Here is a 23037-nt window from a genome sequence, read left to right on the forward strand (position 1 = left end):
TCATGAAATCAGCGACAGGAAGGCGTCGATCTCGGCCTCGGTCGTGGCCCAGGAACAGACAAGTCGCGCGGCCAGAGGTTCCTCGCCCGGACCGCCGAGCGGCTGATCGAAGGGCCAGAGGTAATAGGCCGCTCCGCCCGCCTGCGCGCGCGCATGGGCCGCACGCGGGAAGGCCGCAAAGACAGCGTTCGCCTCAGTCGGATGCACAAGCTTTGCCCCCGGCGCGGCGCGCACCCCTTCGGAAAGCTTCGCCGCCATCGCATTGGCGTGGCGGGCAAGGTGCAACCACAGGTCGCCCTCTAGATAGGCCTGCATCTGCGCAGCAAGGAAGCGGTGCTTCGAGAACAGATGACCACCGCGCTTGCGGCGCAGTTCGAACTCCTGCGCGCAGGCGGGATCGAAGATCACGACCGCCTCGACTCCCAGGCAGCCATTCTTGGTGCCGCCGAAGCTGAGCACATCGACGCCCGCGCGCCAGGTCATCTCTGCGGGCGTACAACCGGCGGCGACCAGCGCATTGGCGAAACGCGCGCCGTCCATATGCACCGGCAGATGGAAATCGCGCGCGATGCCACAGAGCGCCTTGACTTCTGCAGGCGAATAGACCGCCCCTGCCTCGGTCGCGTTGGTGATCGAGACCATTCCGCGCTGCACGTTATGGACCCCGCCCTGCCCGGTATGCGCAATGGTACGGCGCAGCGCCTGCGGCTCCATCTTGGCATGGGCGCCATCAACCAGGATCAGCTTCGAGCCGCCGGTGTAGAACTCGGGCGCACCGCATTCGTCCTCTTCAATATGGGCGTTGCGGTGGCAAAAAACCGCACCCCAAGGATCGGTCAGGATCGCGCAGGACAGCGCATTGGCGGCAGTGCCGGTCGCGACCAGATAGACGCGCGCCTCGGGCGCCTCGAAAATTTCGCGAATCCGCGCCTCGACCGCGCGGGTCACCGGATCGTTTCCGTAAGAGGGCTGATGCCCTTCATTCGCACGGGCCAGCGCCGCCATGATTTGCGGAGCCGCGCCGGAAGTGTTGTCAGAGGCGAAGTTCATCCCAAGTCCTCAATCACATATTGGTCCCACTCATCCTCGGGGACCGCGGATTCCGAGACGACCCAACCCTTCACGCTGATGCCCGCCTCGTGGATCGTCTCGCGCGACCCAGAGATGAGGTAGTGCCACGGCTCCAGCGGCTTGCCTTCGTAGCGCAGGCGATAGGCGCAGGTGCGCGGCATCCAGTAGGCGATCTTCTTGATCGACTTAGGCGTCAGCTGCACGCATTCGGGTACGAAATCGCGGCGATTCTCGTAAGACATGCAGCGGCAGCTGTCCCCATCGAGCAGGCGGCAGGAGACGCGGGTGAACTCCAGCTCGCCCGTATCCTCGTATTCGAGCTTGTTGAGGCAACATTTGCCGCAGCCATCGCAAAGCGCCTCCCATTCATCGGGGGTCAGCTTGGCCAGAGGCAGGGTCCAGAATTCGGGGCGCAGGTCGGTCATCGGCGCAAATTGGCGCAACCGCGCGCCAATGGGAAGGGGCGCCGTATCACGCCCGCGCGAGAATATCGCGGGCGCGGGTGCAGTCCTCGGCCATCTGCGCCATCAGCGCATCAAGCCCGTCGAATTTCATCTCGGGGCGCAGGTATTCGACCAGCGCGACCGAAAGGTGCTTGCCGTAAAGATCGCCTTCAAAATCGAAAATGAAGGTCTCGAGGTTCGGCGTGTTGTCTCCGAACATCGGGCGTACGCCAAGGCTGGCCGCGCCGTGATAGCTGCCCGCCTGCGGGCCGCTGAGCACATCGACCTTGACCGCATAGACGCCAAGGCGCGGCAGGTGCAGGCCATGCACGCTCATATTCGCGGTGGGATAGCCAAGCGCACGACCGCGCTTTTCGCCGTGGATCACCTCGCCCTCGATCCGGTGCAGGTGGCCCAGCATGGCGGCGGCGTCACCCGGGCGCCCCTCGGCCAGCGCCTTGCGGATCGCGGTCGAGGACACCTCGAGCCCGTCGATATGCAACAGTGGTGCGATGGTCACATCGAACCCGTGTTCGCGGCCCAGATCGTCCAGCATCTGCGCATCGCCCTTGCGGCCCTTGCCGAAGCGGAAATCGCCGCCAACCGCGACATGGGCCACACCCAGACCCGAGACCAGCACGTCGCGCACGAAGACATCGGCCTCCATCCCCGACAGCTCACCCAAGAATGGCAGTTCGAACAGCCGCTCGACGCCAAGTTTTTGCAGGCGGTGCCCGCGCGCCTCGGCATTCATCAGCCGGAAGGGCGGCGCGTCGGGGGCGAAGAATTCACGCGGATGGGGTTCGAAGGTCACGACGCCAAGCGGGCCCTTGCCGCGCGCGAGGTCGATCACCGACTGATGCCCCAGATGGACGCCATCGAAATTGCCCATGGCGACAGAGGCGCCACGGGCCGTTTCCGGCAAACCCGTCCAGTGGGTGTATTTCTGCATCGTCCCCGCCTCTCCGGCGAGGTCGCCGGTCAGTCGTTGCCGCGCGAGGGTGCCAGAACCAGCGCCTCGCCCTTGATGACCACCGTATCGCCCACCAGACACCGGGTTTCAAGGGTCACCCGACGCCGCGCGTGATCAATCGAGACAACCTTGACCTCGGCGCAGACCTCTTCGCCCGGACGCACCGGCGCAGTGAACTTGAGCGACTGGCCCAGATAGATCGTGCCATGGCCCGGAAGCTGCTCGCCGATCACCGCCGAGATCAGGCCCGCGCTGAGCATCCCATGCGCGATGCGGCCCTTGAACATGGTCGCGTCGGCATACTCGTCATTCAGGTGAACCGGGTTGTGGTCGGTCGAGACCTCGGCGAACATCTCGATGTCGCGGTCGGTGATGACCTTGCACACCGTGCGGGTCATCCCGATTTCCAGATCCTCAAGATAGATCGTGCCGCGGGTGATGGTTTCGGTGCTCATCGGTCCTGCCCTCAGAAGAAATGTTGCACTGCGGCATAGCACGGGCTCAGCACGAAACACAAGCGCTCACGCAACTTATTTGCCCATTCGGCGCGTCATTCGAAAGAATGTTGCCGGACGACCTCAGCGCAGGGTGCTGATAGTGTATGTCGGGTCCTGCTGGCGCGCCGCAAGCCAGGCGGTCAGCAGTTCAGGCGACGGGTTGCGGCGATCGGGGCCGAACTGATCGACCGCAAGGCCGCCCGTCACGAACAGCGCGTCGATCCCCTCGCCTGCCGCCCCCATGACATCGGTATTGATCCCGTCGCCGATCGCCAGGATGCCCGCGTCCTCTGGCAGACCAACGGCGGCCAGCTTGCGCCGCGCAAGGTCATAGATCGGCGGATGCGGCTTGCCGAAGTAAAGCGCCGTGCCGCCCATCTCTTCATAGAGCGCGGCAAGCGCGCCGGCGCAGTAGATCCGCTGTTCGCCCAGATCGACGACAATATCGGGGTTGGCGCAGAGCATCGGCAGGCCGCGCATCTTGGCCAACAGGAATTTCGGGCGGTAGTCCTCGGGCACCTCGTTCAATTCATCGAAGGGGCCGGTGCAGACGATGCCTTCGGCCTCTTCGAAAGGCACGCGCTCGATGCTGCTCTGCCCCTGCCATTCCGGCGGAACCTCGGTGAAAAAGCCGTCGTCCTTCTCGGGGCCAAGCTGCCAGACCTTGCTGCCCACGGCACCGGCGAACATCGCGTCCTGCGCCGCATCGCCCGAACTCACGACCAGATCGTAGGCATCCTTGGGCACACCCATGCGATCAAGCGTCGCGATAACGTATTTCGACGGGCGCGGCGCGTTGGTCAGCAGCACGACCTTGCCGCCCTTGGCGCGAAACGCCTGAAGCGCCGCAACGGCCTCAGGGAAAGGCGCCACGCCATTGTGCAGACACCCCCACAGATCACAAAACAACGCATCATAGGATGCCGAGATTTCGGCAAGCGATTGGACGATCCGGGTCATCTGGGCCTCAAGTTCTTGAATTGGCGGTGGTTCCAAGCGGAACTCCGCGCCATGTTTCCTACCCGCGTTATATGACACGCGGGCAACGAAAGGCAAAGCCCGCGCCCTGCCCCTTCGCGCAATGAAAAAGGCGGGGAAACTCCCCGCCTTTTCAATCCGGTTTCAGCGATCTCAGACCTTGAGCGCCGGGATGATCTGCTTCTTGCGCGACATGACTCCGGGCAGAACGACGCTGTCGCCCGAGACCGTGCAGCCGAACGAAGCCTCGGCGATCTTCTTGACCAGATCGTTCGGGACCAGCAGCGTCGCCTCTTCCTTCAGGATATCGATGACGAAAAGCAGCACCTGGTCGGCGCCGTCTTCCTTGGCCACATCAACCATCGAGGCCATCAGGTTGTCCTTGCGATCGAGGATCAGCTTGGGCGCGGTGGTTTCGAGAACCGAGACGCGCAGTTCGGTGCCATCGACGTTGTATTCCTTGGAATCCATGCGCAGCAGCGCAGCATCCGAGAAGGCCGAGACGTCCGACTTGGCTTCGAACATCGCGGTGGCCAGTTCGTTCATGCTGACGCCCAGATCGGCGGCCAGCGCCTCGCAGACCGCCTTGTCATGCGCCGTGGTGGTCGGCGAGCGGAATTCGAGCGTGTCCGACAGGATGCACGACAGCATCGCGCCCTTGATCCCGCGGGGCGCCTTGGCCAGAGCGTCGCCGATCAGGTCATGCATGATGGTCGCGGTGCAGGCGAGCGGGCGGATCGTGATGTCGATCGGACCCTTGGTCTCCAGGCCGCCGACCAGCTTGTGGTGGTCGATGATCGCGGTGATGTCGGCCTTGTTGATGCCCTCGGGCAGCTCGGCGGGGTTGTTGGTGTCAACGATGACGACTTTCTCGCCCTCGGCCACGCTTTCGATGATCGCGGGCTTCGGCAGATCCCAGTGCTTGAGCACGAAGGCCGCCTCGGTGTTGGGCTCGCCCAGCAGCACCGGCTCGGCGGCGATGCCTTTGACTTCGTTCAGATACCAGGCCCAGATGATGGGCGAGCCGGTCGAGTCGGTGTCGGGGGCCTTGTGGCCGAAAACCTTGGTGGTCATGGAATCCCTCGGGTATGAACGGTTTCGCGCGCCTTATATGCGGTGCAGCAATGCTTGTCATCAAGTTGGCGCTAACGCCTAGTCGAGACGCTCGACGGTGAAGCCGCGCTGCTCAAGCAGATGCAAGACGCCATGATCGCCTGACAGGTGCATCGCGCCGACCGCAGCGATCACGGGGCCTTTTGCAAGGGCCTCCTCGATCACCGGCACCCAGTTCTGGTTGCGCTGCGTGATCAGCAGGCGCTCGGACATTTCAAGCTGGCGGGCGATGGTTTCCGCGCTCATGCCGCCTTGCAACGACAACTCGCGCGAGAACTCCCAGATCAGCCGCGGCTCGCGGGCGAAATAAAGCTCTCCCATGGTCACGGCGGTCGCGTCGGCCTGCTCGGCGCCGATGACGGCGCTTCGCAGCAGATCGACCGTCTCGCTGTCGGGGATCTGGTCGAAGATGCGGAAGATCGTGTCGAACGGCTCGAGCGCCTGCACCGGGACATTGCGCGCCTCGGCCTCGGCGATCAGTTGTTTGTCGAGGCCAAGCTTACCCGCAGCAATCTCGGCGGTCGCGCAAGGCGGCATCGCCAGCGTCGTCGCAAGGAAGGCGGGCCGCATCTTGGCCAGCAGGACCGAAGGCACCCCGCGGCTGGAGCCAAGCGCCATCACCTCTTGCCACAACTCCTCGGGCAGCACCTCGGGCAGGGTCGGCCCGTCCGAGAACATCAGCATCGGGTTGCGCACCATCTCGGCCTGCAGGGCTTCCTCCTCGACGGGCCCGGCCTCAACCAAAACCGCCGCGGCGGTATCGAGCGCTGGCCGCACCTCGGCCAGCAGCGGCTCGTGGCGCGGATCGGGAAGGTGATAGGTCCCCAGCAGGGTCACCGTCTCGTCGCCCCGCGTCGCGCGGAACAAAAGCCCCTGGGCGTGGGGCGCGGCATGGGCAGCCTCGCGCATTGCATTCTGGCGTGCCTCGGGCATGGCGGCGAAAAGGTCTTGCCCGGTGCAGGCCGCCTGCACCGCCGCCCCGGCGCAAAAGGTTGAAACCACGAACGCAAAAAGGCCAAGGGAGCGCATGAACCATCCTTCAATCAAATCATTGGCGTGAGGGTGCCACGCGCCATCTTCAAGTCCAAGACGTAATGTCACAGGGTCATTGCCTCAAGCCCGCGTGGGGCGCACAATAGGGAAAGCGCGAACTGATCACCGGGAGGATCGGATGAGACGCCGTGGCAACAGCCCTTTGCGGACACTATTCATAGCCGCAGTTCTGGGGGTCGCCGCCGGGATAGCGCAGGCGGAAGACCTCGATCTGGAAGCCCTTCGCACAGAGGCCACGGCTGGCAATGCCGAGGCTGGCCGAACCTTGGGCGAGGCGCTTCTATACGGCATTTCAGGTGCCAAGCAGGATATTCCCGCGGGCATCGCCTTGTTGCGTCAGGCCGCGGAGGCGGGGGATGTCGCCGCACAGGCCACGCTCGGCAAGGTTCTGCTTGATGGCTATTACATCCCGCCGGAGCCCGAGCGCGCCTTTGCCCTGCTGGAAGCAGCCTCCGAAGCGGGCAGCACACATGCCCAGATTACCCTGGCCGAGGCGCTCCTGTGGGGGTTCCGCCACGAGGCCGACCCCGCGCGCGCCAAGTCGCTTTTGACGACTGCACACGAAGCGGGTGACCCGGACGCGCGGCGCATCCTTGGGGAGCAACTCATTGCCGGTTGGGCGCTGGAGCGCGACGTCGATCAGGGTCTTGCGCTGCTGGAAGAGGCCATCGCCGAGGGTGACGACAAGGCGCAGGTCACCCTCGCCGCGTTCTATCTCTATGGTATCGGCGCGCCCCGCGACCGGGCGCGTGCCCTGATGCTGTCGGAAAGCGCGGCCGAGACCGGCAATGGCGCGGGGCTGAAAGACTATGGCACGATGCTGATGTGGAGCCTGCGCGACCGCGCGGGCTCGGAGACCATCCTCAAACGCGCGGGCGAACTTGGCGAGGGCGCGGCTTGGAGCGCTCTGGCGGAAGGCGCGATGTATGGCTACCTCGCGGGCCGCTCACGCGCCAAGTTTGACGATTTCGCCGAGAAGGCCGTTGAGGCGGGCGAAACCCGGATCGCTGTCTTGCAAGCCGAACGTCAGATGTGGGGCATCAGCATGCGCGCAAGCGGGCCGGCCACGTTAGCCGGTCTGGAAGCGGCAGCGGACGAGGGCAACAAGGACGCGTTGCATTTCCTCATTCCGCTGGTGCGCGACGGCAACCACCTGAACATCCGCAAGGAGCCCGAACGCGCGCGGGGTTATCTTGAACGCTATGCGGCGCTTCTCAGCGCCGATGAGATCGCGCAATACACCCTGAGCATCGACGCCGCTAAAGTGCGCGTTCTGTCGGCCTACCCTGCCCTGCGCGATCGTTTCCTCGCCCGTCCGGAACTGAAATCGAACTGGTTCGGCGAGCAGCTCTACAAAGCCAACCCGAACTTCGCGATCTACCTGCTGCAAGGCGCGATGACGGCGGACGGAAGCTATTCAGGCAAGATCGACGGGATGGCAACCCGCCGCACGATCAACGCCCTCTGGCGCGCCTGCGAGGCGACGCGCCACTTCACCGATTGCGCCAATGACGTGATGCAGCCGAAGGTCATCGGCGAGCTGCTCGCGCGCTGACCCCGCCGCCTTGGGGCGCAGAACGCGCCCCTTGGCACAGGATGACCCGACTCTTACCCAGATCATGCCGCCGTTTTGCCCATTTTGGCCCGCAGCCTGACTGACAGGCCGCTCTGCCCGTGCCGTGCCGGTGCGACCCTTCCGGGTTTACCGCTACGCGCCTGTCAGAGCATAATCAGTAGGCGCAAAATGACCGACACCAGTTTCCGCGCGAACCTTAGACGAGCCCTGTCGGGCGCGATCCTTGCTGGCCTGGGTTTCGGGCTGCTGCTGACACCGCAAAGCGCCGACGCCATCATGAGCACCGCCTTCCTCCAATCGAGGGGCGCGGCCCCTGCCCCGTCCGGTGCCCGCGCACTGTGCCAGCAATACGACTGGGCCTGCGCCACGAGCCAGGCCCCCGTGCAGCGCGTCGCCGATGAGTTTCGGCTGATCAAGGCGGTGAACAGCCAGGTCAACCGCGCAGTCCGCTCGATTGATGATAAGCGGCAATATGGCGTGGCCGAGAACTGGGCGCTACCCACCAAGCGCGGCGGGGATTGCGAAGATTTCGCGCTACTGAAGAAATACGAACTGATCCGTCGCGGCATCGATCCGCAGCGGCTGCTGATCGCCACGGCCCTCGACCGCAAGCGCAACCCTCACGCCGTGCTGATCTATCGCTCGGATCAGGGCGACTACGTGCTCGACAACCTCACGAGCCAGGTCAAGACGTGGAAAAGCACGCGCTACTTCTTTCTGCGAATGCAGGATCCGGCCAAGCCCTCCCGCTGGATGAACGTCTTACGCGGAGCCTGAGCCAAAGAAAAAGCGCGCCTCTTGGGCGCGCTTTCCGGTTTTCTATATCTGAAGCCGACACGAAGCCGGAAGCCTTAGAGCCTTCGCGGCCCTTAGTCGTCCTGACCGGCGCGCTTGCCACGGCCACGGCCAGGGGTACAGCCATCGGACCCGTTACCGCCGCCGTTGTTGCAGCCGCCACCGCCGGAACCACCCGAGCTACCGCCGTCGCCGCCCGAGGAGCCGCCGTCGCCACCCGAGGAACCCCCGTCGCCGCCCGAGGAGCCGCCGTCGCCACCCGAGGAGCCGCCGTCGCCACCCGAGGAGCCGCCGTCGCCGCCCGAGGAGCCGCCGTCGCCACCCGAGGAGCCGCCGTCGCCGCCCGAGGAACCGCCGTCGCCGCCCGAGGAGCCGCCGTCGCCGCCCGAGGAGCCGCCGTCGCCGCCCGAGCTACCGCCGTCGCCGCCCGAGGAGCCGCCGTCGCCACCCGAGGAACCGCCGTCGCCGCCCGAGGAGCCGCCGAAGTTGTTGCCGTCCGTATTGCCGCCGCCGTTGGTCCCGTTCGGATTGCCAGCGATCGACGCTGTCGGCTGGTCAGTCAGAACTGCCGCAAAACCGGGGCAGCGCGCCGAGGTCGCCTGAAGGACCTCCTCGAACATCTCATGCCCCTGAATGTATCTCAGCATGTCGCGGGTCACCACGTCGCACCCGCAAAGCGTATCCGCAGAGAGCGACTGGATCGCGGTCGAGCGGTCACAGGTCGTCTGCGCGGCAGCCGAACCCGACGAGATTGCGAGTGAAATTGCCGCACCCGAAATCGTCAGTAAGAACAAGTTTTTCTTTTTCATAATCATCCCCACCATCGCGACCCCGACAGGTACTGCCCGTCTTGCGCCGCTTTCTGAACCAATTTGCCCCATAATGATGCCACGATTTCGCCCCAATTGGAACCATCGATAAACTCCGCGAGATCGGGGCCCAACAGGACCGAGAACGTTCCAACACGGCACGGTTGACCAAACGTAACCTTATATTTTCAGTGGTTTTTTTGAATTATCGGCAGAAGCCGGGCGAGATAACACGCCCGGGCTGAACAGTTAGTTCCTGTTATGCGAACAATAGAACCGCATCACGGGAACTGACGAAACGGTCAAGAATCGGGAGATTTTGTCACAATCGTGGCGAGAGCCGGGCAGCGTCCGTCATGCATCGGCAAAAAGATATGTATCGCCTGCCCTGCCCACATGGCCAACAGCACGCAAAACTGCTCAACCGCAATGGCCCATTCCCCCGAAACCGCCGTGCGGCGGCGATCATCCGGGTGAGCATCGGACAGGGCCAAACTCGCCCGCTCAGCAGATCCGCGGCAGTTGCTCGCCCACCAGCATGTCCACGATACGTGCGCCGCCCAATGCGGTCTTCATACGCACTTGGCCCGCGTGCGCGGACACGGCCTGCCCGATGACGACAGCATCGCGACCCTCAGCGAATGCCCGCATCGCCGTCAGCGCGGCCTGCGCCTCTTCTGGTGGAACAAAAACAACGACGCGCCCTTCATTCGCCAGGTAAAGCGGATCGAGCCCTAGAATCTCGCAGGTACCCACCACCTCAGCCCGCAGGGGCAGATCGGCCTCGGATATCTCGATCCCGCACCCGGCCGCTTCTGCAATCTCATTGAGCGCGGAGGCAAGGCCACCGCGTGTCAGATCGCGCGCGGCACGCGCCTGCGGAGCCGCGGCGATCACGGCCTCCATCAGATGCCCGAGCGAGGCGCAATCGCTCTTGATCGCCGAACTGATCGATAGATCGCCGCGCGCCGCTAGGATCGTCGCGCCGTGATCCCCAAGAACACCGTTCACGATCGCCACATCGCCCGGGCGCACCCGCTCAGCCCCCATCACGCGCCCGGGAGGGATCACGCCCACGCCTGCCGTCGTGACAAAAACCCCATCGCAGCCGCCACGACCGACGACCTTTGTATCGCCTGTCACGATACGCACCCCCGCAGCCTCGGCCTCGCGTGCCATGGTTGCCACGATGCGCCGCAAAAGTGCGATTTCGGTACCCTCTTCGATGATGAAGGCCGCAGACAGCCACAGCGGGCGCGCGCCGCCCACCGCAAGATCGTTGACCGTCCCGCAGACCGCGATCTTGCCGATGTCGCCGCCCGGAAATTCAAGCGGCGTCACAACGAAACTGTCCGTGGTAAAGGCCAGTTTCGCGCCCGGCTCCGTGAGGGCCTCGGCGCTCAGGCGCGCCTGATCCTCCATGCCCGGCGGCTGGAAGACCGAGGTGAACACCTCCTCGATCAGATCCCGCATTGCCTTGCCGCCGCCACCATGCGCCAGCGTTACCCGTTCGTCCCGCAGTGCCATTTCGTCTTTGCTCCAAATATCCCGGGGTCCGGGGCAGAGCCCCGGTTCCTTCACTCGGCCGCCGCGCGGGCGCCGCCATATTGCCAGTAGGCCGCGCACGCCCCTTCGGAGCTGACCATCAAAGCCCCAAGCGGCATTTCCGGCGTGCATCCCTTGCCAAACTGCGGGCACTGCACGGGCTTCACGCGCCCGGTCATCACAGCGCCACAGGCACAGCCCTCGGCCTCCTCCACCTCGCGCCGGCCCGTCGCATAGCCAATGCCGAATTTCTCCTCGGCGTCGAACGCCGCATAGGCCGGGCGAATTCGCAGCCCCGAGGCATCAATCTCCCCCAGGCCGCGCCACTCGAAGCTCGGGCGGCGCTCATAGACATCGGCGATTGCGGCAAGACTTACGCGGTTGCCATGTTCCGGCACGACGCGAGCGTATTGGTTCTCAACCTCCGCGCGACCCTGCGCGATCTGGCTGAGCACCATCAGCACCGATTGCAGAAGGTCCGTCGGTTCGAACCCCGCCACCACCAGCGGCTTGCCATAGTCGCGCGCGATGAAGTCGTAAGGGTGGATACCGATGACCATGCTGACATGACCGGGTCCGATGAACCCGTCCAGGCACATATGCGGATCGTCGAGCAACGCTTTGATCGGTTCGGGGACTGTGATGTGATTGCAAAAGACCGAGAAGTTCGTCAGCCCCTCGCGCGCCGCCTGTTGGATCGCGAGCGCGGTCGAGGGTGTTGTAGTCTCGAACCCCAGACCGAAGAAGACCACCTCGCGTTCGGGGTTGCGGCGCGCCAGTTCCAGTGCGTCGAGCGGGCTGTAGACCATGCGGATATCCGCCCCGTCAGCCTTGGATTGCAGCAATGATCGCTTGGAGCCCGGCACCCGCATCGCATCACCGAAGGTGGTGAAGATAACCCCCGGCCTCTCGGCAATCTCGATGCATTCATCGACGCGCGATCGCGGCAGCACGCAGACCGGGCAGCCGGGTCCGTGGATGAACTCGATCCCCTCGTGGACCAGCTTGTCCAGACCGTAGCGAAAGATCGAATGCGTATGTCCGCCGCAGACTTCCATGATGTGCACCGGCTTTTCGCGGGTGGCGCCGATCTCGTCTGCCACGCGCGCAATCTCGGCCAGAAGCACCTTCGCGGCCTTGGGGTCGCGGAATTCGGATGCGAATTTCATGCTCGTTCCTCCAGTGCGGCGGCCCCCGCGGCCATCTGTTCCAACGTTTCCTGCGCCTCTCCCAGATCGCGCAGCGCCTCAAGCGTCTTTGCCGCCTCGTCCTCGTCGATCAGGCTCATCGCAAAGCCGACATGGATCAGAGCCCACTGACCGACCAGCGCCTCAAGCGCCCCCTCGGCCACACAGGCCACGTTCACCTCGCGGCGCACACCTGACACCTCGGCCATGGCCAGCAGGCGCCCTTCATCGGTGATTGCAACGATCTGTCCCGGTATTCCCAAGCACATCAGTCTTCCTCCTCATGGGCAGCCGACGGATCGGTGATGCCATAACGGTCAAGTTTTGCGCGCAGCCCCACGCGCGACAGGCCAAGCTCCGCCGCCGCACGGCTCTTGTTCCAGCGACAGCGCGTCAGGGTTTCGCGAAGGATCCGCATCTCAATCAGCTCGACGCGATCCTTGAGTGTCCCCTCGGCAGTCATCACGCCCTCGGCCGCGCGATCAGCCCCCTCCTCTGAGGGCGGAGCCTGCAAGATATGGCGCGAGATCACATCGGCCCCGAGCACGTTCTCCTGCGCGAAGATCAGCATCCGCGTCACCTCGTTGGTCAGTTCGCGCAGATTGCCGGGCCAGTCGTAATTCTCCAGAAACTCCAGCGCCGGGGCATCGAAGCCCAGAAGCTGCTTGCCATGCGCCGCCGCCACATCCGCCAGAACCGATTGCGCCAGCAGCGCCACATCACCGCGCCGGGCCCGCAGGGGCGGCAGCGCGACCTCGCCCACCGAGATCGCGAAATAAAGATCCGCGCGAAAACGGCCATCGGCCACGGCCTGCCGCAGATCGCCCGCCGCACCGCAAATCAACCGCAGGTTGGTCGAGATCGTCTCCTGTCCGCCGAGCGGCGAGATCGCCCCATCGCTCAGCATCCGCAACAGTTGAAGCTGCAAAGCGGGCGAGGCCGACTCGATCCCCGCCAGAAACAGAGTGCCGCGATCGGCCTTCTGCGCCAGACCGATCTTGGCGACACCACCGGGCAACACCCCCCGCTTGGCGCCGAACAGCTCAATCATCACAAGCTCTTCGGGCATCCCCGCGAGATTCAACTCGTAATAGGGCTTGTCCGAACGCAACGAGCTGTAATGCATCGCCCGCGCCATTTGCGCCTTGCCGGTGCCCGGCTCGCCACGGATCAGGACGGGAACATCGAAACTGGCATATTGCCGCGCCGTTTCTACAACCAGATTCATCGCCGAGCAGGGCGCGCGCAGAATGGTTTCGAACCCCATCCCCTCGCGCAGTGCGCGGCGGCGCTTCTCAAGGCGGCTTTCCGAGGTGGTGTTGAGAAAACGCATCTCCAGTGCCATGCGCTCATTCTCGCGCGCCAGCTGGAACATCCGCGCGGCGTTCCGGGCGGCGGCAAGAAGCTGTTCGGGATGCCAGGGCTTCGTCAGGAACTGATGGATGCCCGCGTCATTGATCGCCGAGACCATCGCCTGCGTGTCGGTGTAACCGGTGATGATGATCCGCACGGTCTCCGGCCAGCGCTCTCGCACCTCCGAGAGGAACTCGACCCCCGAGCGGCCCGGCATCCGCTGGTCGCAGAAGATCACCTGGACCCATTCTTCCTCAAGCAAGAGCGAGGCTTGCTCGGCGCCGGTCGCGGTCAGAATCTCGAACTCATCCTCAAGCGCCATCTTCATCGCCGAGAGCGAATGCGGCTCGTCATCGACAAGCAGGATCGCGGGGCGTGCCGAGCCAGCCATCACGCCCCCTTCGCGGCCAGACCGCGTCTGAGCCAGTCGATCCAGCCCGCCATCCCCTCACCGGTGCGGGCGGACAGGCGCAGCACTTCGATTTCGGGGTTCACGCGGCGCAGGTTGGCCTCGTAGAGATCAAGATCCACATCGCAATGCGGCGCCAAGTCTATCTTGTTGAGGATAGCAAGCCGCGCGGCCGCGAACATGTCGGGGTATTTGAGCGGCTTGTCCTCGCCCTCGGTCACCGACAGGATCGCGATCTTGGCATCCTCGCCCAGGTCGAACGCAGCCGGGCACACGAGGTTGCCGACATTCTCGATGAAAAGCAGCGCGCCCGCAGGCAGATCCAGTCGCGCCAATGCCTGCTCGACCATGTTGCCGTCCAGATGGCAGCCCTTGCCGGTATTGACCTGAAGCGCCGGAGCGCCGGTGGCACGGATGCGGTCGGCGTCGTTGCTGGTCTGCTGGTCGCCCTCGATCACCGCCAGCGGCTGTGCGCCCAGCATCTCGATCGTGCGGCACAGAAGCGTGGTCTTGCCCGACCCCGGAGACGAGACCAGATTGACCGCCAGAATACCTTTCGCCGAGAGAGCAGTCCGGTTGCGCGCGGCATAGCTGTTGTTCTTGTTCAGGATGTCCGTCTCGATCTCGATCAGACGCGCCTGGCTCATGCCCGGCACCTCGGTTCCCGCCGGGCCAAGACCCATGTGCAAATCGTGGCTGTGGCCTGTCGGTGCCGCGTGCTTCGGAGCGATCATCGCGAAGGGCGCGGGCTTGGCCTGGCCGGTCTTTTCCAGATGGGCGCGGAACTGATCCTCCACGCTATGCCCGCTACAGCCGCAAACCGTGCACATCACAGCACCTCCATATCCTTGATCCGCATCTCATCCCCGCCTCGCGCCAGCAACTTGCCACCGCCGCAGTTGGGGCATGGGTCGAGACGGTCGGCGATCTCGACGGTCTCGCCGCAGTCGTAGCAAAGCGCACGCCCAGGCAGTTCGATAATCTCAAGCGCGGCCCCCTCGGCCGCGCAGCCGCGCATCACCACCTCGAAGGCAAAGCTCAGCGCCCCGGTTTCCACGCCCGCGAAGCGGCCGATCTCAAGACGCACGCGCGTCACGCGCTCAAACCCGTTTTGCCGCGCGGATTGTTCGATGATGCCGCGAATACCCTCGGCGATCGACATCTCATGCATGGCTCACCTCCGCGATCTCTACCGGCACACAGGGGTCGAGGATATCGACCACCAGCCGCGCGAGCGAGAGTTTTGCCGCAGGTAGCCGGGCCAGAGATTGCTCCAATGCGCCACCCGGCGCGGTCAGGTGATCGGTCGGGGTCACGCGCGTAAAGGCGGTGACGCGCCCGTCCTTCTGGTGCGCGGTCAATGCGTAGGTGCCGCGTGCCGCCGGAACCAGAGCGGTTCCCGCCGCAATCAGCTCCGCTTGCGGCGGTGCCTCTGCCATCCGCGCCAGATCGACCAACCGACCAAACGCGCGCCAAAGCGGACCGCGCCCGAAATCGCGCGCGATCTGAGCCATCAGCGGGTCATCCGCACTGCGTCCCGCAGGCGAGTTTTCCTGCGCCGTGACGCTGAGCGGCGCAGTCAGGGCAGGCACCTGCGCGACTGCCTCGCCCGGCGAAAAACTGGCCGCCAGCGCCGCAAGAACCGGCGCGACCCCACGCCCCGAGGCGAGCCAATCCGCCGCATGAGTGGGACGCGCCCCACCCCAGATGGCCGCAACAAGCGGCGCGCCGCCCGCAGACCAACCCTCGGGCAACGGCGCGGGCGCCAGCCCCAACAGGTGCGGCCAGTGCAGGCAAAGCTTGGCAAGATGGTCGCGCAAGATCTCGCGCCCAAGATCTCCGCCCCCCTCATGCGGCAAACCAAGCGCCAGACGGGCGGCAAGCCCCTGCGCGACGCCGCACAGATTGAACAGGCGCGGCATCAGCGCCGCGACCTCTTCCGGTACCCGGCCAATCATCATGGTGGCCACGGGCACCGCCGTGGCTGAGGTGATCGCAGGCGAGACACGCCCCTCGCTCACCGCAAGATGAATGCCGAGCGCCCCGTTCATTCCGCCCCGCTTTCCCGCGTGTGCGCCGCGTCGGCCAAGCCCGCCGATATCAGCCGGCGCCGCGTGGGTTGGGCGGCTTCCGGCTCCGATTCAGCCTCGGCGACGGCCTCCAGTTCGGCCTCACGGGCGGCGCGGATCTCGGCCTTGCGGTCGGTCTCGGCGCGGTTCTCCTCTTTGAACAATTCGTCCATGACCGCGCGGGCGACATCGGTCGCCTGCATCTGGGTCTGGAAATCCCCCATCGGCGAGAACAGCGAACACGCCTTGTAACCCCCGACCATCTCGCGCGTGTTGTGCAGGAATTCATAAGTGCCCGAGGGGAACTCGATCTGCTCCTTCGCACCGGGCAGCAGGCTCGACCAATCCTCATCGGCGCGAGGCAGAAGGATCAGGTTCATGAACCACGGGCTTAGCAGCACCCCAAGCGGGCGCCCCTCATGGCTGCGAAAACCGACCGCCTCGACGGAGAGTGCCTTGTTCACCATAGGCACATCGCGCATCTTCGCGTGCCAGACCTCTCGGAAGTCGGCGACCAGGCGGGCGACCACCTCCTCGATACGGCGCGCCTCAAGCATCTCCGGGGCGCCGGGGTCTTCCAGAACCATGAACTGCTCTTTTGGCGCATCGCAATTGGGGCATTTCCAGTCCCCGGGCAGAGCCGAGAACGGTGTCCCTGGCAGGATCTGGCGGAAGTCGTCGCCCTCGGCAGGGTCATAGGGCGTCCAGCAGATCTTGCATTCCATAACGGCCCGATCCGAAATCCGGTCGTTCGCCCCCATGTAGGACCCTTCGAACCCGCGCGGCATCACCGGGTCGCCTCCAGCACTTCTTGGATGCGCTCGGCGCTGTCGGCCAGATCCTCGGGCGCGGCCATGGCGACCTCGGGCATCGTCGTCACCTCGAACGTATCGAGGATGAGCGTGTCCATTGAGTTGAAGAACTGCACCCGCCAGACATGCGGAGTGGCCGTCGCGGTAATGCGGCAGTTGCCGTAGCCGCGCGACAAGATCGTCACAGCGCCTTCGCCGAGTACCTCATCGAGCCAGATCAGGTCCTCTTCGGTGTGCGGCAACAGGGTCAGGTTGACCACATGCGGCGCACCGCCCATGTAGGCGGCCGACTTGTCCAGCAACTCAACTGCCAGCGCGGGCGCATTCACGACCCCGGCCGATAGCGCATGGCGCGCTCCTTTCGCGGGGCGGAAGGGTTCGAACGCGCGGCCAAGCGCCGCCGAGGGCACCGCGCCGACCTCGATCTGGTCAACACCGGCCCCGGCGATCATCCAGACCCCGGCAAAGACCGACTCCTGCACCCGCAGCGCCGGAATGCCGCGAATTCGCATCGCCACCTCGCCCTGCCCCATGGCCTCGGCGATCAGAGCTCGATTGGCCGCATCGAGGCCACCCAGATCGAAGCGCGCCATGCCGCCCCGCGCACAAGCTTCGGCGGACGAGGCGATATCGGCCAACGTCTTCAGGGCTGGTGTCACCGCTGAGGGATCATCGATCTCCGGCATGTGCGCCGAGTAGGTTCGCATCCCCGAGGGAAGCTGCATGTAGTGCAACTCTTCGCCCTCCTCGGACTGCGATCCGGGACCAAAGCCAATGGGCGGCAGATGAAAGTTCGAAACCATCAGGTCAGCCTTTCACAGAGAGTATATGGGTCACACGGGTCATGTAGTCGTCCCAGTCGCGGATCTTCTCGATCGCGCCCAGGAAGGTACCGTCGCGGTAGAACAGAAAGGCGGGTGTCTTCAGCGCCCGCGTTGCCTCGCGCAGCTTGGCCTCGATGGCGTCATCGGCGACGGCACAGTCGAAGGCATGCTGGAAGGTCATTCGCAGCTCGGGCAGGATGACCGCCGCGTCCGGCGTTTCAAGGTTTCGCGCCGCATCGCCCGGCACGAAGATGCAATGCGCGCCCGGAAGGTTGATGAAGCGCCGCAGGTCTTCGAAATCGGCAAGGCGCGGATAGCCTAGCTCAGTCATCAATCGGGCAACCAACGGATGGGTCTTGCCAGAGGCGGCAGGGGCGGCGGGGGAAACCAGATCGTGCATCTTGTCCTCGTTTATCTCAACCGTGAGAGCGGCCAGCGGCCAGCGCGGCCTGAAGGTGGGCGGGAAGTTGCGGCTCGCGGGCCTCCAGATCGGCAAAGGCCGACCCCGGATCGCCTCCGGCCATTACGGCGCGCAGCCCCTCAAGCGCCGCCGAGATCTTGCTTGCCTGATCCGCGTCGATGATCTCTCTGGCGCTGCCGAGAAACGCGAGCAGCCAGTCGCCAGGGCGTGCATCCGGGGTCAGTGACAGGTCGATCAGCCCCGGCTGGCCATCCTCGAGCACCTCACCACGAATGCCGTCGCAGGCGATCAGCTGAACGGGAACACCTACGCACATCAGGCGGGCTCCTTCGCGCTCGTCGGGAAAAAGCGTTCATCCCCGGTGCGGCAGGCTTCGTGCGCCGCCGGGCGGCCGCCCTCATAGGCGTCGCGGCGGATCGAACTGTCGGCCAGATCGCCGGTTTCGGTGCTGCCCGCGACAATCGGGAAACCCCAATGCGTCAACTCGGCGACGGCGTAGTCGATGGCGGGTGCGATCTGCGCGGCCACCGCCGGGCGCAACCCGCCGCCGTAGTCCTCAAGCTCGACCGGCTGGCAACCGATCAGCGTCAAACGCTCTGGCGCGCGACCCAGAAGGGCAGCCGTGGCCAGAACGTCCTGGAAGCCCGTCTGATGCAGCGACATCTTCTTGGCCCCCATGAAAGCGGGCACCTCGTCGTCACGCAGCACCCGGAGCGTACCCGGCTCCAGCCCGAAATCGATTGCATCGAAGACCAGAAGCGCATCGGCTTCCTCAAGGAAAGGCAGCAGGTAGAGCCCCTGCGTTCCGCCATCCATGATGCGCACGTCTTCTGGCAGGGCGTGGGATTGCGCCATGGTTTCGACGCAGCGCACGCCAAAGCCTTCATCGGCCCACAGCACGTTTCCGATCCCGAGGATAAGTACCTTTTCAGGTTGGCTGGCTGGCATGAGGTCCCTCCCTAAGACCGGATGCTGGCAAGAGGCTTTACGCCCGCGATTGGATTCGAAAATAGACTTTGCAGAGCCGCCTCACCGCGAAAATCGCCAACCTCATCGCAATTCGCGTATCTGACTGTTTTTGCAATATTTTGCGCCTCCACCAAGAAGCATCCACACAGCAAAACAGGAAAGTAGCTTTCCACTATCTTGGAAAAATTGGAAGCGTCCATACCAAGAAAAAGGCGCGAGGTTTCCCTCGCGCCCTATACTCCCGGCTTCGAAGAGCCTCACTCGACACGGTCATCCTTGAAGGTCCGGTGTCCGGAAATCATCGTCGAAACCATCGACTGACGGCTCATGATATCTTCGCGGATCGCAGCGTAGATATGGATGATCATGAAGACCACGATGCCCCACATGCCCAGGTGATGCAGCGTGTGCAGCCGCTGGCTGTTCTGCACGATCCCCAACACCCAGCCCATCGCGGTATCAGGAAGACTGCCCTGCCCCGCGCCCTCGGCATAAAGCGCCCATCCGGTAACCAGCATGAAGCTGAGCCCGAGCGTCATGAAGAAGAACATGGCGATCTGCGCAAGCGGGTTGTGGCCCACGTATTTTTTCGGCTCACTCTCGAGGAAGAAGTACCAGCGCAACTCGAAGAACAGCTCGCTCCAGTAGCGGCGGTTGAAGATGGGGATGTAGAACATCTGCTTGGCATGATGGTTACCCACGAACGCCCAGTAGATACGCCCGAAGAACCCGACGGTCAGGATCATCGCGGCCGCGAAATGCGCAAACCGGATGTAGCCGAAGACGAACTGGTTATAGGCCTCGTCGATCTGCATCGAGGGCAACGGGCTCCCTATCAGAAAACCCGTCACGCAAAGAACGGTGATCGCCAGCGCGTTGACCCAGTGCCACAGGCGCACCGGCGCCTCGTAGACATAGACCGAGGTGCGGCGACGGATGGACTCGAGATCCTCAAGCGTGGCATCGCCGGTCAGGCGCGCCGCCTCGAATATCTCGTCGGGCGCGCGGGCCGAGCTGTGAATGTTGCTGTCGCTCATGGCTCAGCGCTCCCGGAGCCAGGCCACCACCTTGCGCAGCGCCTCAAGGCCCACATAGACCGCGACGATTGCCCCCGCCGCCAGGGCGAGGTGCGCGATCTCGTGCCCGAAGGGCCCGGTGGCTTCGGGGTGCCCCTCATGCGCGAAGGCCGGAGCCGCCACGAGCGCAGACATAAGTGCAAGTTTCTTCATGGTTTCCTCCCTCAGCGAACCTTGACGGTGGTCAGTTCCTGACCATCGGGCGACATGACATGGGTAGAGCAGGCCAGACAGGGGTCGAAGCTGTGCAGCGTGCGCAGGATCTCGACGGGTTCTTCGGGGCGCTCCATCTTGGTGTTCATCAGGCTGGCCTCGAAGGCACCGATGTTACCTGCCGCATCGCGCGGGCTGCCGTTCCAGGTGGTAGGCACCACGCATTGATAGTTCTCGATGCGGCCGTCCTTGATGCGGATCCAGTGGCCAAGCGCGCCGCGCGGCGCCTCGGTCATGCCGACGCCTTTGGCCTCCTTCGGCCAGGTCGAGGGATCCCATTTCTCGACATTCGCGGTGCTGCTGTCGCCGTTCTTGATGTTCTGCACAAGCTTGTCGAAGAAGTGCTTCTGCAGCCGGCCGCAGTACTCGGATTCCAGCGCCCGCGCCGCGGTCCGCCCCAACGTCGAGAACAGCGCCGAGACCGGCAGGTTCATGGTGCGCAGCAATCCATCGACCTGGTTCTTGATATCCTCGTGCCCCTTGGCATAGCCCACCACGTAGCGGGCCAGGGGACCGACCTCCATCGCGTTGCCACGCCAGCGCGGCGCCTTGATCCAAGAGTACTTGGCGGCCTCGTCGAGTTCCTGGATGTTGGTCTTGGTGCCCTTCGCGTTGGGGCCAAGCTCGAACTTCGGCTCGGTCACGCCATCCCAGGGGTGCAGGCCCTTGCCCGGCTCACCGTAGGTGTACCACGAATGATCGACGAATTCCTGCACCTGCTCCGGGTCGCGTGGATCGACGTCATGGACCTCGTTGAGATTCCCGTTGATGATCGCCCCGCGCGGCAGGTGAAGCTGCTCGGCGCTGAAATCATTCGGATTTTCCGGGATGTCGCCATAGGCCAGACATGCTTTCGACGACAGCCCGCCGCCATAAAGCCAGTTCTTGTAGAAGCCGCCGATCGCGACGACATCGGGCAGGTAGACGTTGCGGTTGAACTCGATGCATTTGTCGATGATCGAGGACACAAGGTTCAGGCGCTCCATGTTGATCGCGCCGACCGCACCGACGCCATCGACGTTGATCGGGCACGGCACGCCACCCACCAGCCAGTTCGGGTGCGGGTTCTTGCCGCCGAAGATGGTGTGGACCTTAACGATCTCCTTTTGCAGATCGAGCGCTTCAAGATAGTGCGTCGTCGCCATCAGGTCCGCCTCGGGCGGTAGCAGATAGGCCGGGTTGTCCCAATAGCCGTTCTTGAACAGGCCAAGCTGGCCACTCTCGACGAATTTCTTCAGCCGGTTCTGCACGTCGCGAAAATAGCCGGGGCTGGAGAGCGGATGGCTGGGGCTGACAGCCTGTTGCAACTCGCTCGTAGCCTTGGGGTCGGCGCGCAGCGCGTTGACCGGGTTCACCCAGTCGAGCGCGTGCAGGTGATAGAAGTGCACGATATGATCGTGAATTTGCAGGTTCAACTGCATGATGTTGCGGATCGAGTTCGCATTGTCCGGGATCGAGATCCCGAGCGCGTCTTCGACCGCGCGGACCGAGGTCAGCGCATGGGTGCCTGTACAGACGCCGCAGATCCGCTCGGTGAAGGCCCAGGCGTCGCGCGGATCACGGCCCTTGAGGATCACCTCAAGCCCGCGCCACATCGTTCCGGTGGACACCGCGTTGGTGATGATGCCCTCGTCATTGACGTTCACTTCACAGCGCATGTGCCCTTCGATCCGGGTCACAGGGTCCACGACGATCCGCTTGCCGGAAGTGTCGAGAGTATAGCCATTCGGCGTTTGGGTGGTCATGGATTACGCCTCCTCGTTCTTTTTCTGGGCGCGGCGCAGGGCCGAAACCGCTGCATGCACCGCGACGGCACCACCAACGGCGCCCGCCGCAGCAAAGCCGACCTTGTCGGCATTGGCCTCGATCCCAAATTGCTTGATGTTGGTCAGCCGGTCATAGAACGAGCCTTGATCCCAGAAGCCGTCCTCCGAGCAGCCGATACAGCCATGGCCCGACTGGATCGGGAAGCTTACCCCCTCGTTCCAACGCACGGTCGAACAGGCGTTGTAAGTGGTCGGCCCCTTGCAGCCCATCTTGTAGAGGCAATAGCCCTTGCGCGCGTTCTCATCGTCCCAGTTCTCGACGAACTGGCCGGCATCGAAATGCGGCCGACGGTAGCATTTGTCGTGGATGCGCTGGCTGTAGAACATTGCCGGGCGACCCTGGCGATCCAGTTCGGGCAACCGGTCGAAGGTGAGCATGTAGGTGATGACACCGGTCATCACCTCTGCGATCGGCGGGCAGCCCGGAACCTTGATGATCGGCTTGTTGGTGATGACCTTGTGCACCGGCGTCGCGCGGGTCGGGTTGGGCGCGGCGGCCTGCACGCAGCCATAAGAGGCGCAGGCGCCCCAGCTGATGATCGCCTTGGCGCCTTCGGCTGCGTGGCGCAGCTTTTCCACGAAGGGCCGACCGCCGGTGATGCAGAACATCCCGTCTTCATTGAGCGGCGGGTTACCCTCGACGGCGAGGATATAGTTGCCGCGGTATTTCTCGATCGTCTCCTCGAAGGCCGCTTCGGCCGCGTGACCCGCCGCTGCCATCAGCGTGTCGTCGTAATCGAGCGAGATCATCGACAGCACGACATCCTTGGCCAACGGATGGGCTGAACGGATGAAGCTTTCCGAACAGCAGGTGCATTCCAGCCCGTGCACCCAGATCACCGGCGTGCGTGGCTTGGTCTCCATTGCCTCGGCGATCTTGGGCACAAAGGCGGGGCCAAGGCCGAGGGCCGCCGCTGTGAGCGAACAATATTTCATGAAGCTGCGCCGGGTGATCCCCTGGCGCCGCATCACGTCATAGAAGGTTTCGATGTTCGACAAGGTTTGCCTCCCCCTTTCGGTGCCGG

26 protein-coding genes are annotated in these 23037 nt (G+C 64.2%); 2 read left to right on the plus strand and 24 right to left on the minus strand.

Going from position 1 to position 23037, the window contains the following annotated elements:
- The 7 genes from N3C64_RS13005 to N3C64_RS13035 all read right to left on the minus strand — a co-directional run bounded on the left by N3C64_RS13005 (position 1) and on the right by N3C64_RS13035 (position 6077).
- Positions 1–1050 carry a threonine aldolase family protein gene (locus tag N3C64_RS13005; RefSeq protein WP_260014787.1) on the minus strand — a complete coding sequence of 350 codons (1050 nt, stop codon included), beginning with the start codon at positions 1048–1050 and terminating at the stop codon, positions 1–3.
- A complete protein-coding gene (locus tag N3C64_RS13010; protein WP_218629604.1) occupies positions 1047–1496 on the minus strand; it encodes a YcgN family cysteine cluster protein in 450 nt (149 codons plus the stop codon). The genes N3C64_RS13005 and N3C64_RS13010 overlap by 4 nt, the downstream gene beginning before the upstream one ends.
- 46 nt (positions 1497–1542) lie before the next feature.
- Positions 1543–2466, minus strand: a complete 924-nt coding sequence (locus N3C64_RS13015; RefSeq protein WP_260014788.1) for a bifunctional riboflavin kinase/FAD synthetase — start codon at positions 2464–2466, stop codon at positions 1543–1545.
- A 29-nt stretch (positions 2467–2495) separates the two neighbouring features.
- Positions 2496–2942 (minus strand): MaoC family dehydratase, encoded by a 447-nt coding sequence (locus N3C64_RS13020; protein ID WP_218629602.1) that lies wholly within the window; start codon positions 2940–2942, stop codon positions 2496–2498.
- Between the two features lie 123 nt (positions 2943–3065).
- Positions 3066–3944, minus strand: coding sequence for a TIGR01459 family HAD-type hydrolase (locus N3C64_RS13025; protein ID WP_260014789.1), 879 nt, complete (start codon positions 3942–3944; stop codon positions 3066–3068).
- 171 nt (positions 3945–4115) lie between these two features.
- Positions 4116–5036 carry a manganese-dependent inorganic pyrophosphatase gene (locus N3C64_RS13030; protein WP_260014790.1) on the minus strand — a complete coding sequence of 307 codons (921 nt, stop codon included), beginning with the start codon at positions 5034–5036 and terminating at the stop codon, positions 4116–4118.
- 78 nt (positions 5037–5114) lie between these two features.
- On the minus strand, positions 5115–6077 hold the full coding sequence (locus N3C64_RS13035; RefSeq protein WP_260014791.1) for a TraB/GumN family protein: 963 nt from the start codon (positions 6075–6077) through the stop codon (positions 5115–5117).
- Between the two features lie 169 nt (positions 6078–6246).
- On the opposite strand from N3C64_RS13035, the gene N3C64_RS13040 reads away from it, so the two are divergent.
- Positions 6247–7683, plus strand: coding sequence for a tetratricopeptide repeat protein (locus N3C64_RS13040; protein WP_260014792.1), 1437 nt, complete (start codon positions 6247–6249; stop codon positions 7681–7683).
- Positions 7684–7872: 189 nt separating this feature from the next.
- Positions 7873–8481 (plus strand): transglutaminase-like cysteine peptidase, encoded by a 609-nt coding sequence (locus N3C64_RS13045; RefSeq protein WP_260014793.1) that lies wholly within the window; start codon positions 7873–7875, stop codon positions 8479–8481.
- A gap of 92 nt (positions 8482–8573) precedes the next feature.
- Here the strand turns inward: N3C64_RS13045 and N3C64_RS13050 are convergent, their stop codons facing one another.
- The 17 genes from N3C64_RS13050 to N3C64_RS13130 all read right to left on the minus strand — a co-directional run bounded on the left by N3C64_RS13050 (position 8574) and on the right by N3C64_RS13130 (position 23011).
- Positions 8574–9308: a hypothetical protein gene (locus tag N3C64_RS13050; RefSeq protein WP_260014794.1), complete on the minus strand. Its 735-nt coding sequence runs from the start codon at positions 9306–9308 to the stop codon at positions 8574–8576.
- A 504-nt stretch (positions 9309–9812) separates the two neighbouring features.
- Positions 9813–10835 (minus strand): hydrogenase expression/formation protein HypE, encoded by a 1023-nt coding sequence (hypE, locus tag N3C64_RS13055; protein WP_260014795.1) that lies wholly within the window; start codon positions 10833–10835, stop codon positions 9813–9815.
- A gap of 50 nt (positions 10836–10885) precedes the next feature.
- Positions 10886–12022: a hydrogenase formation protein HypD gene (hypD, locus tag N3C64_RS13060; RefSeq protein ID WP_260014796.1), complete on the minus strand. Its 1137-nt coding sequence runs from the start codon at positions 12020–12022 to the stop codon at positions 10886–10888.
- Positions 12019–12309, minus strand: a complete 291-nt coding sequence (gene hypC, locus N3C64_RS13065; protein ID WP_218629591.1) for a HypC/HybG/HupF family hydrogenase formation chaperone — start codon at positions 12307–12309, stop codon at positions 12019–12021. Before hypC ends, hypD begins: the two co-directional genes overlap by 4 nt.
- Complete coding sequence (locus N3C64_RS13070; protein ID WP_218629590.1) at positions 12309–13784, minus strand: sigma-54-dependent transcriptional regulator; 1476 nt, start codon at positions 13782–13784, stop codon at positions 12309–12311. Before N3C64_RS13070 ends, hypC begins: the two co-directional genes overlap by 1 nt.
- Entirely contained in the window at positions 13784–14632 is an 849-nt protein-coding gene (gene hypB / locus N3C64_RS13075) for a hydrogenase nickel incorporation protein HypB (RefSeq protein WP_260014797.1), read from the minus strand. Before hypB ends, N3C64_RS13070 begins: the two co-directional genes overlap by 1 nt.
- Positions 14632–14973 carry a hydrogenase maturation nickel metallochaperone HypA gene (hypA, locus tag N3C64_RS13080; protein ID WP_260014798.1) on the minus strand — a complete coding sequence of 114 codons (342 nt, stop codon included), beginning with the start codon at positions 14971–14973 and terminating at the stop codon, positions 14632–14634. Before hypA ends, hypB begins: the two co-directional genes overlap by 1 nt.
- A complete protein-coding gene (locus N3C64_RS13085; protein ID WP_260014799.1) occupies positions 14966–15853 on the minus strand; it encodes a hypothetical protein in 888 nt (295 codons plus the stop codon). The genes hypA and N3C64_RS13085 overlap by 8 nt, the downstream gene beginning before the upstream one ends.
- Positions 15850–16659, minus strand: coding sequence for a [NiFe]-hydrogenase assembly chaperone HybE (locus tag N3C64_RS13090; RefSeq protein WP_260014800.1), 810 nt, complete (start codon positions 16657–16659; stop codon positions 15850–15852). Before N3C64_RS13090 ends, N3C64_RS13085 begins: the two co-directional genes overlap by 4 nt.
- Positions 16659–17486 carry a hydrogenase expression/formation protein gene (locus tag N3C64_RS13095; RefSeq protein ID WP_260014801.1) on the minus strand — a complete coding sequence of 276 codons (828 nt, stop codon included), beginning with the start codon at positions 17484–17486 and terminating at the stop codon, positions 16659–16661. The genes N3C64_RS13090 and N3C64_RS13095 overlap by 1 nt, the downstream gene beginning before the upstream one ends.
- Positions 17487–17490: 4 nt before the next feature.
- Positions 17491–17907, minus strand: coding sequence for a thioredoxin domain-containing protein (locus tag N3C64_RS13100; protein ID WP_218629584.1), 417 nt, complete (start codon positions 17905–17907; stop codon positions 17491–17493).
- Between the two features lie 16 nt (positions 17908–17923).
- Complete coding sequence (locus N3C64_RS13105) at positions 17924–18244, minus strand: HypC/HybG/HupF family hydrogenase formation chaperone (protein ID WP_218629583.1); 321 nt, start codon at positions 18242–18244, stop codon at positions 17924–17926.
- Complete coding sequence (locus N3C64_RS13110; protein ID WP_260014802.1) at positions 18244–18876, minus strand: HyaD/HybD family hydrogenase maturation endopeptidase; 633 nt, start codon at positions 18874–18876, stop codon at positions 18244–18246. Before N3C64_RS13110 ends, N3C64_RS13105 begins: the two co-directional genes overlap by 1 nt.
- Before the next feature lie 278 nt (positions 18877–19154).
- The gene (cybH, locus tag N3C64_RS13115) at positions 19155–19934 is read right to left on the minus strand and encodes a Ni/Fe-hydrogenase, b-type cytochrome subunit (protein ID WP_260014803.1); all 780 of its coding nucleotides are present in this window, start codon (positions 19932–19934) and stop codon (positions 19155–19157) included.
- Between the two features lie 3 nt (positions 19935–19937).
- Positions 19938–20126 carry a hypothetical protein gene (locus N3C64_RS13120; protein ID WP_218629580.1) on the minus strand — a complete coding sequence of 63 codons (189 nt, stop codon included), beginning with the start codon at positions 20124–20126 and terminating at the stop codon, positions 19938–19940.
- A gap of 11 nt (positions 20127–20137) precedes the next feature.
- Positions 20138–21931: a nickel-dependent hydrogenase large subunit gene (locus tag N3C64_RS13125; RefSeq protein ID WP_218629579.1), complete on the minus strand. Its 1794-nt coding sequence runs from the start codon at positions 21929–21931 to the stop codon at positions 20138–20140.
- A gap of 3 nt (positions 21932–21934) precedes the next feature.
- Positions 21935–23011 carry a hydrogenase small subunit gene (locus N3C64_RS13130; protein WP_260014804.1) on the minus strand — a complete coding sequence of 359 codons (1077 nt, stop codon included), beginning with the start codon at positions 23009–23011 and terminating at the stop codon, positions 21935–21937.
- Positions 23012–23037 lie beyond the last annotated feature (26 nt).

The organism is Sedimentimonas flavescens (assembly GCF_025154035.1).
Classification (GTDB): domain Bacteria; phylum Pseudomonadota; class Alphaproteobacteria; order Rhodobacterales; family Rhodobacteraceae; genus Rhodobacter; species Rhodobacter flavescens.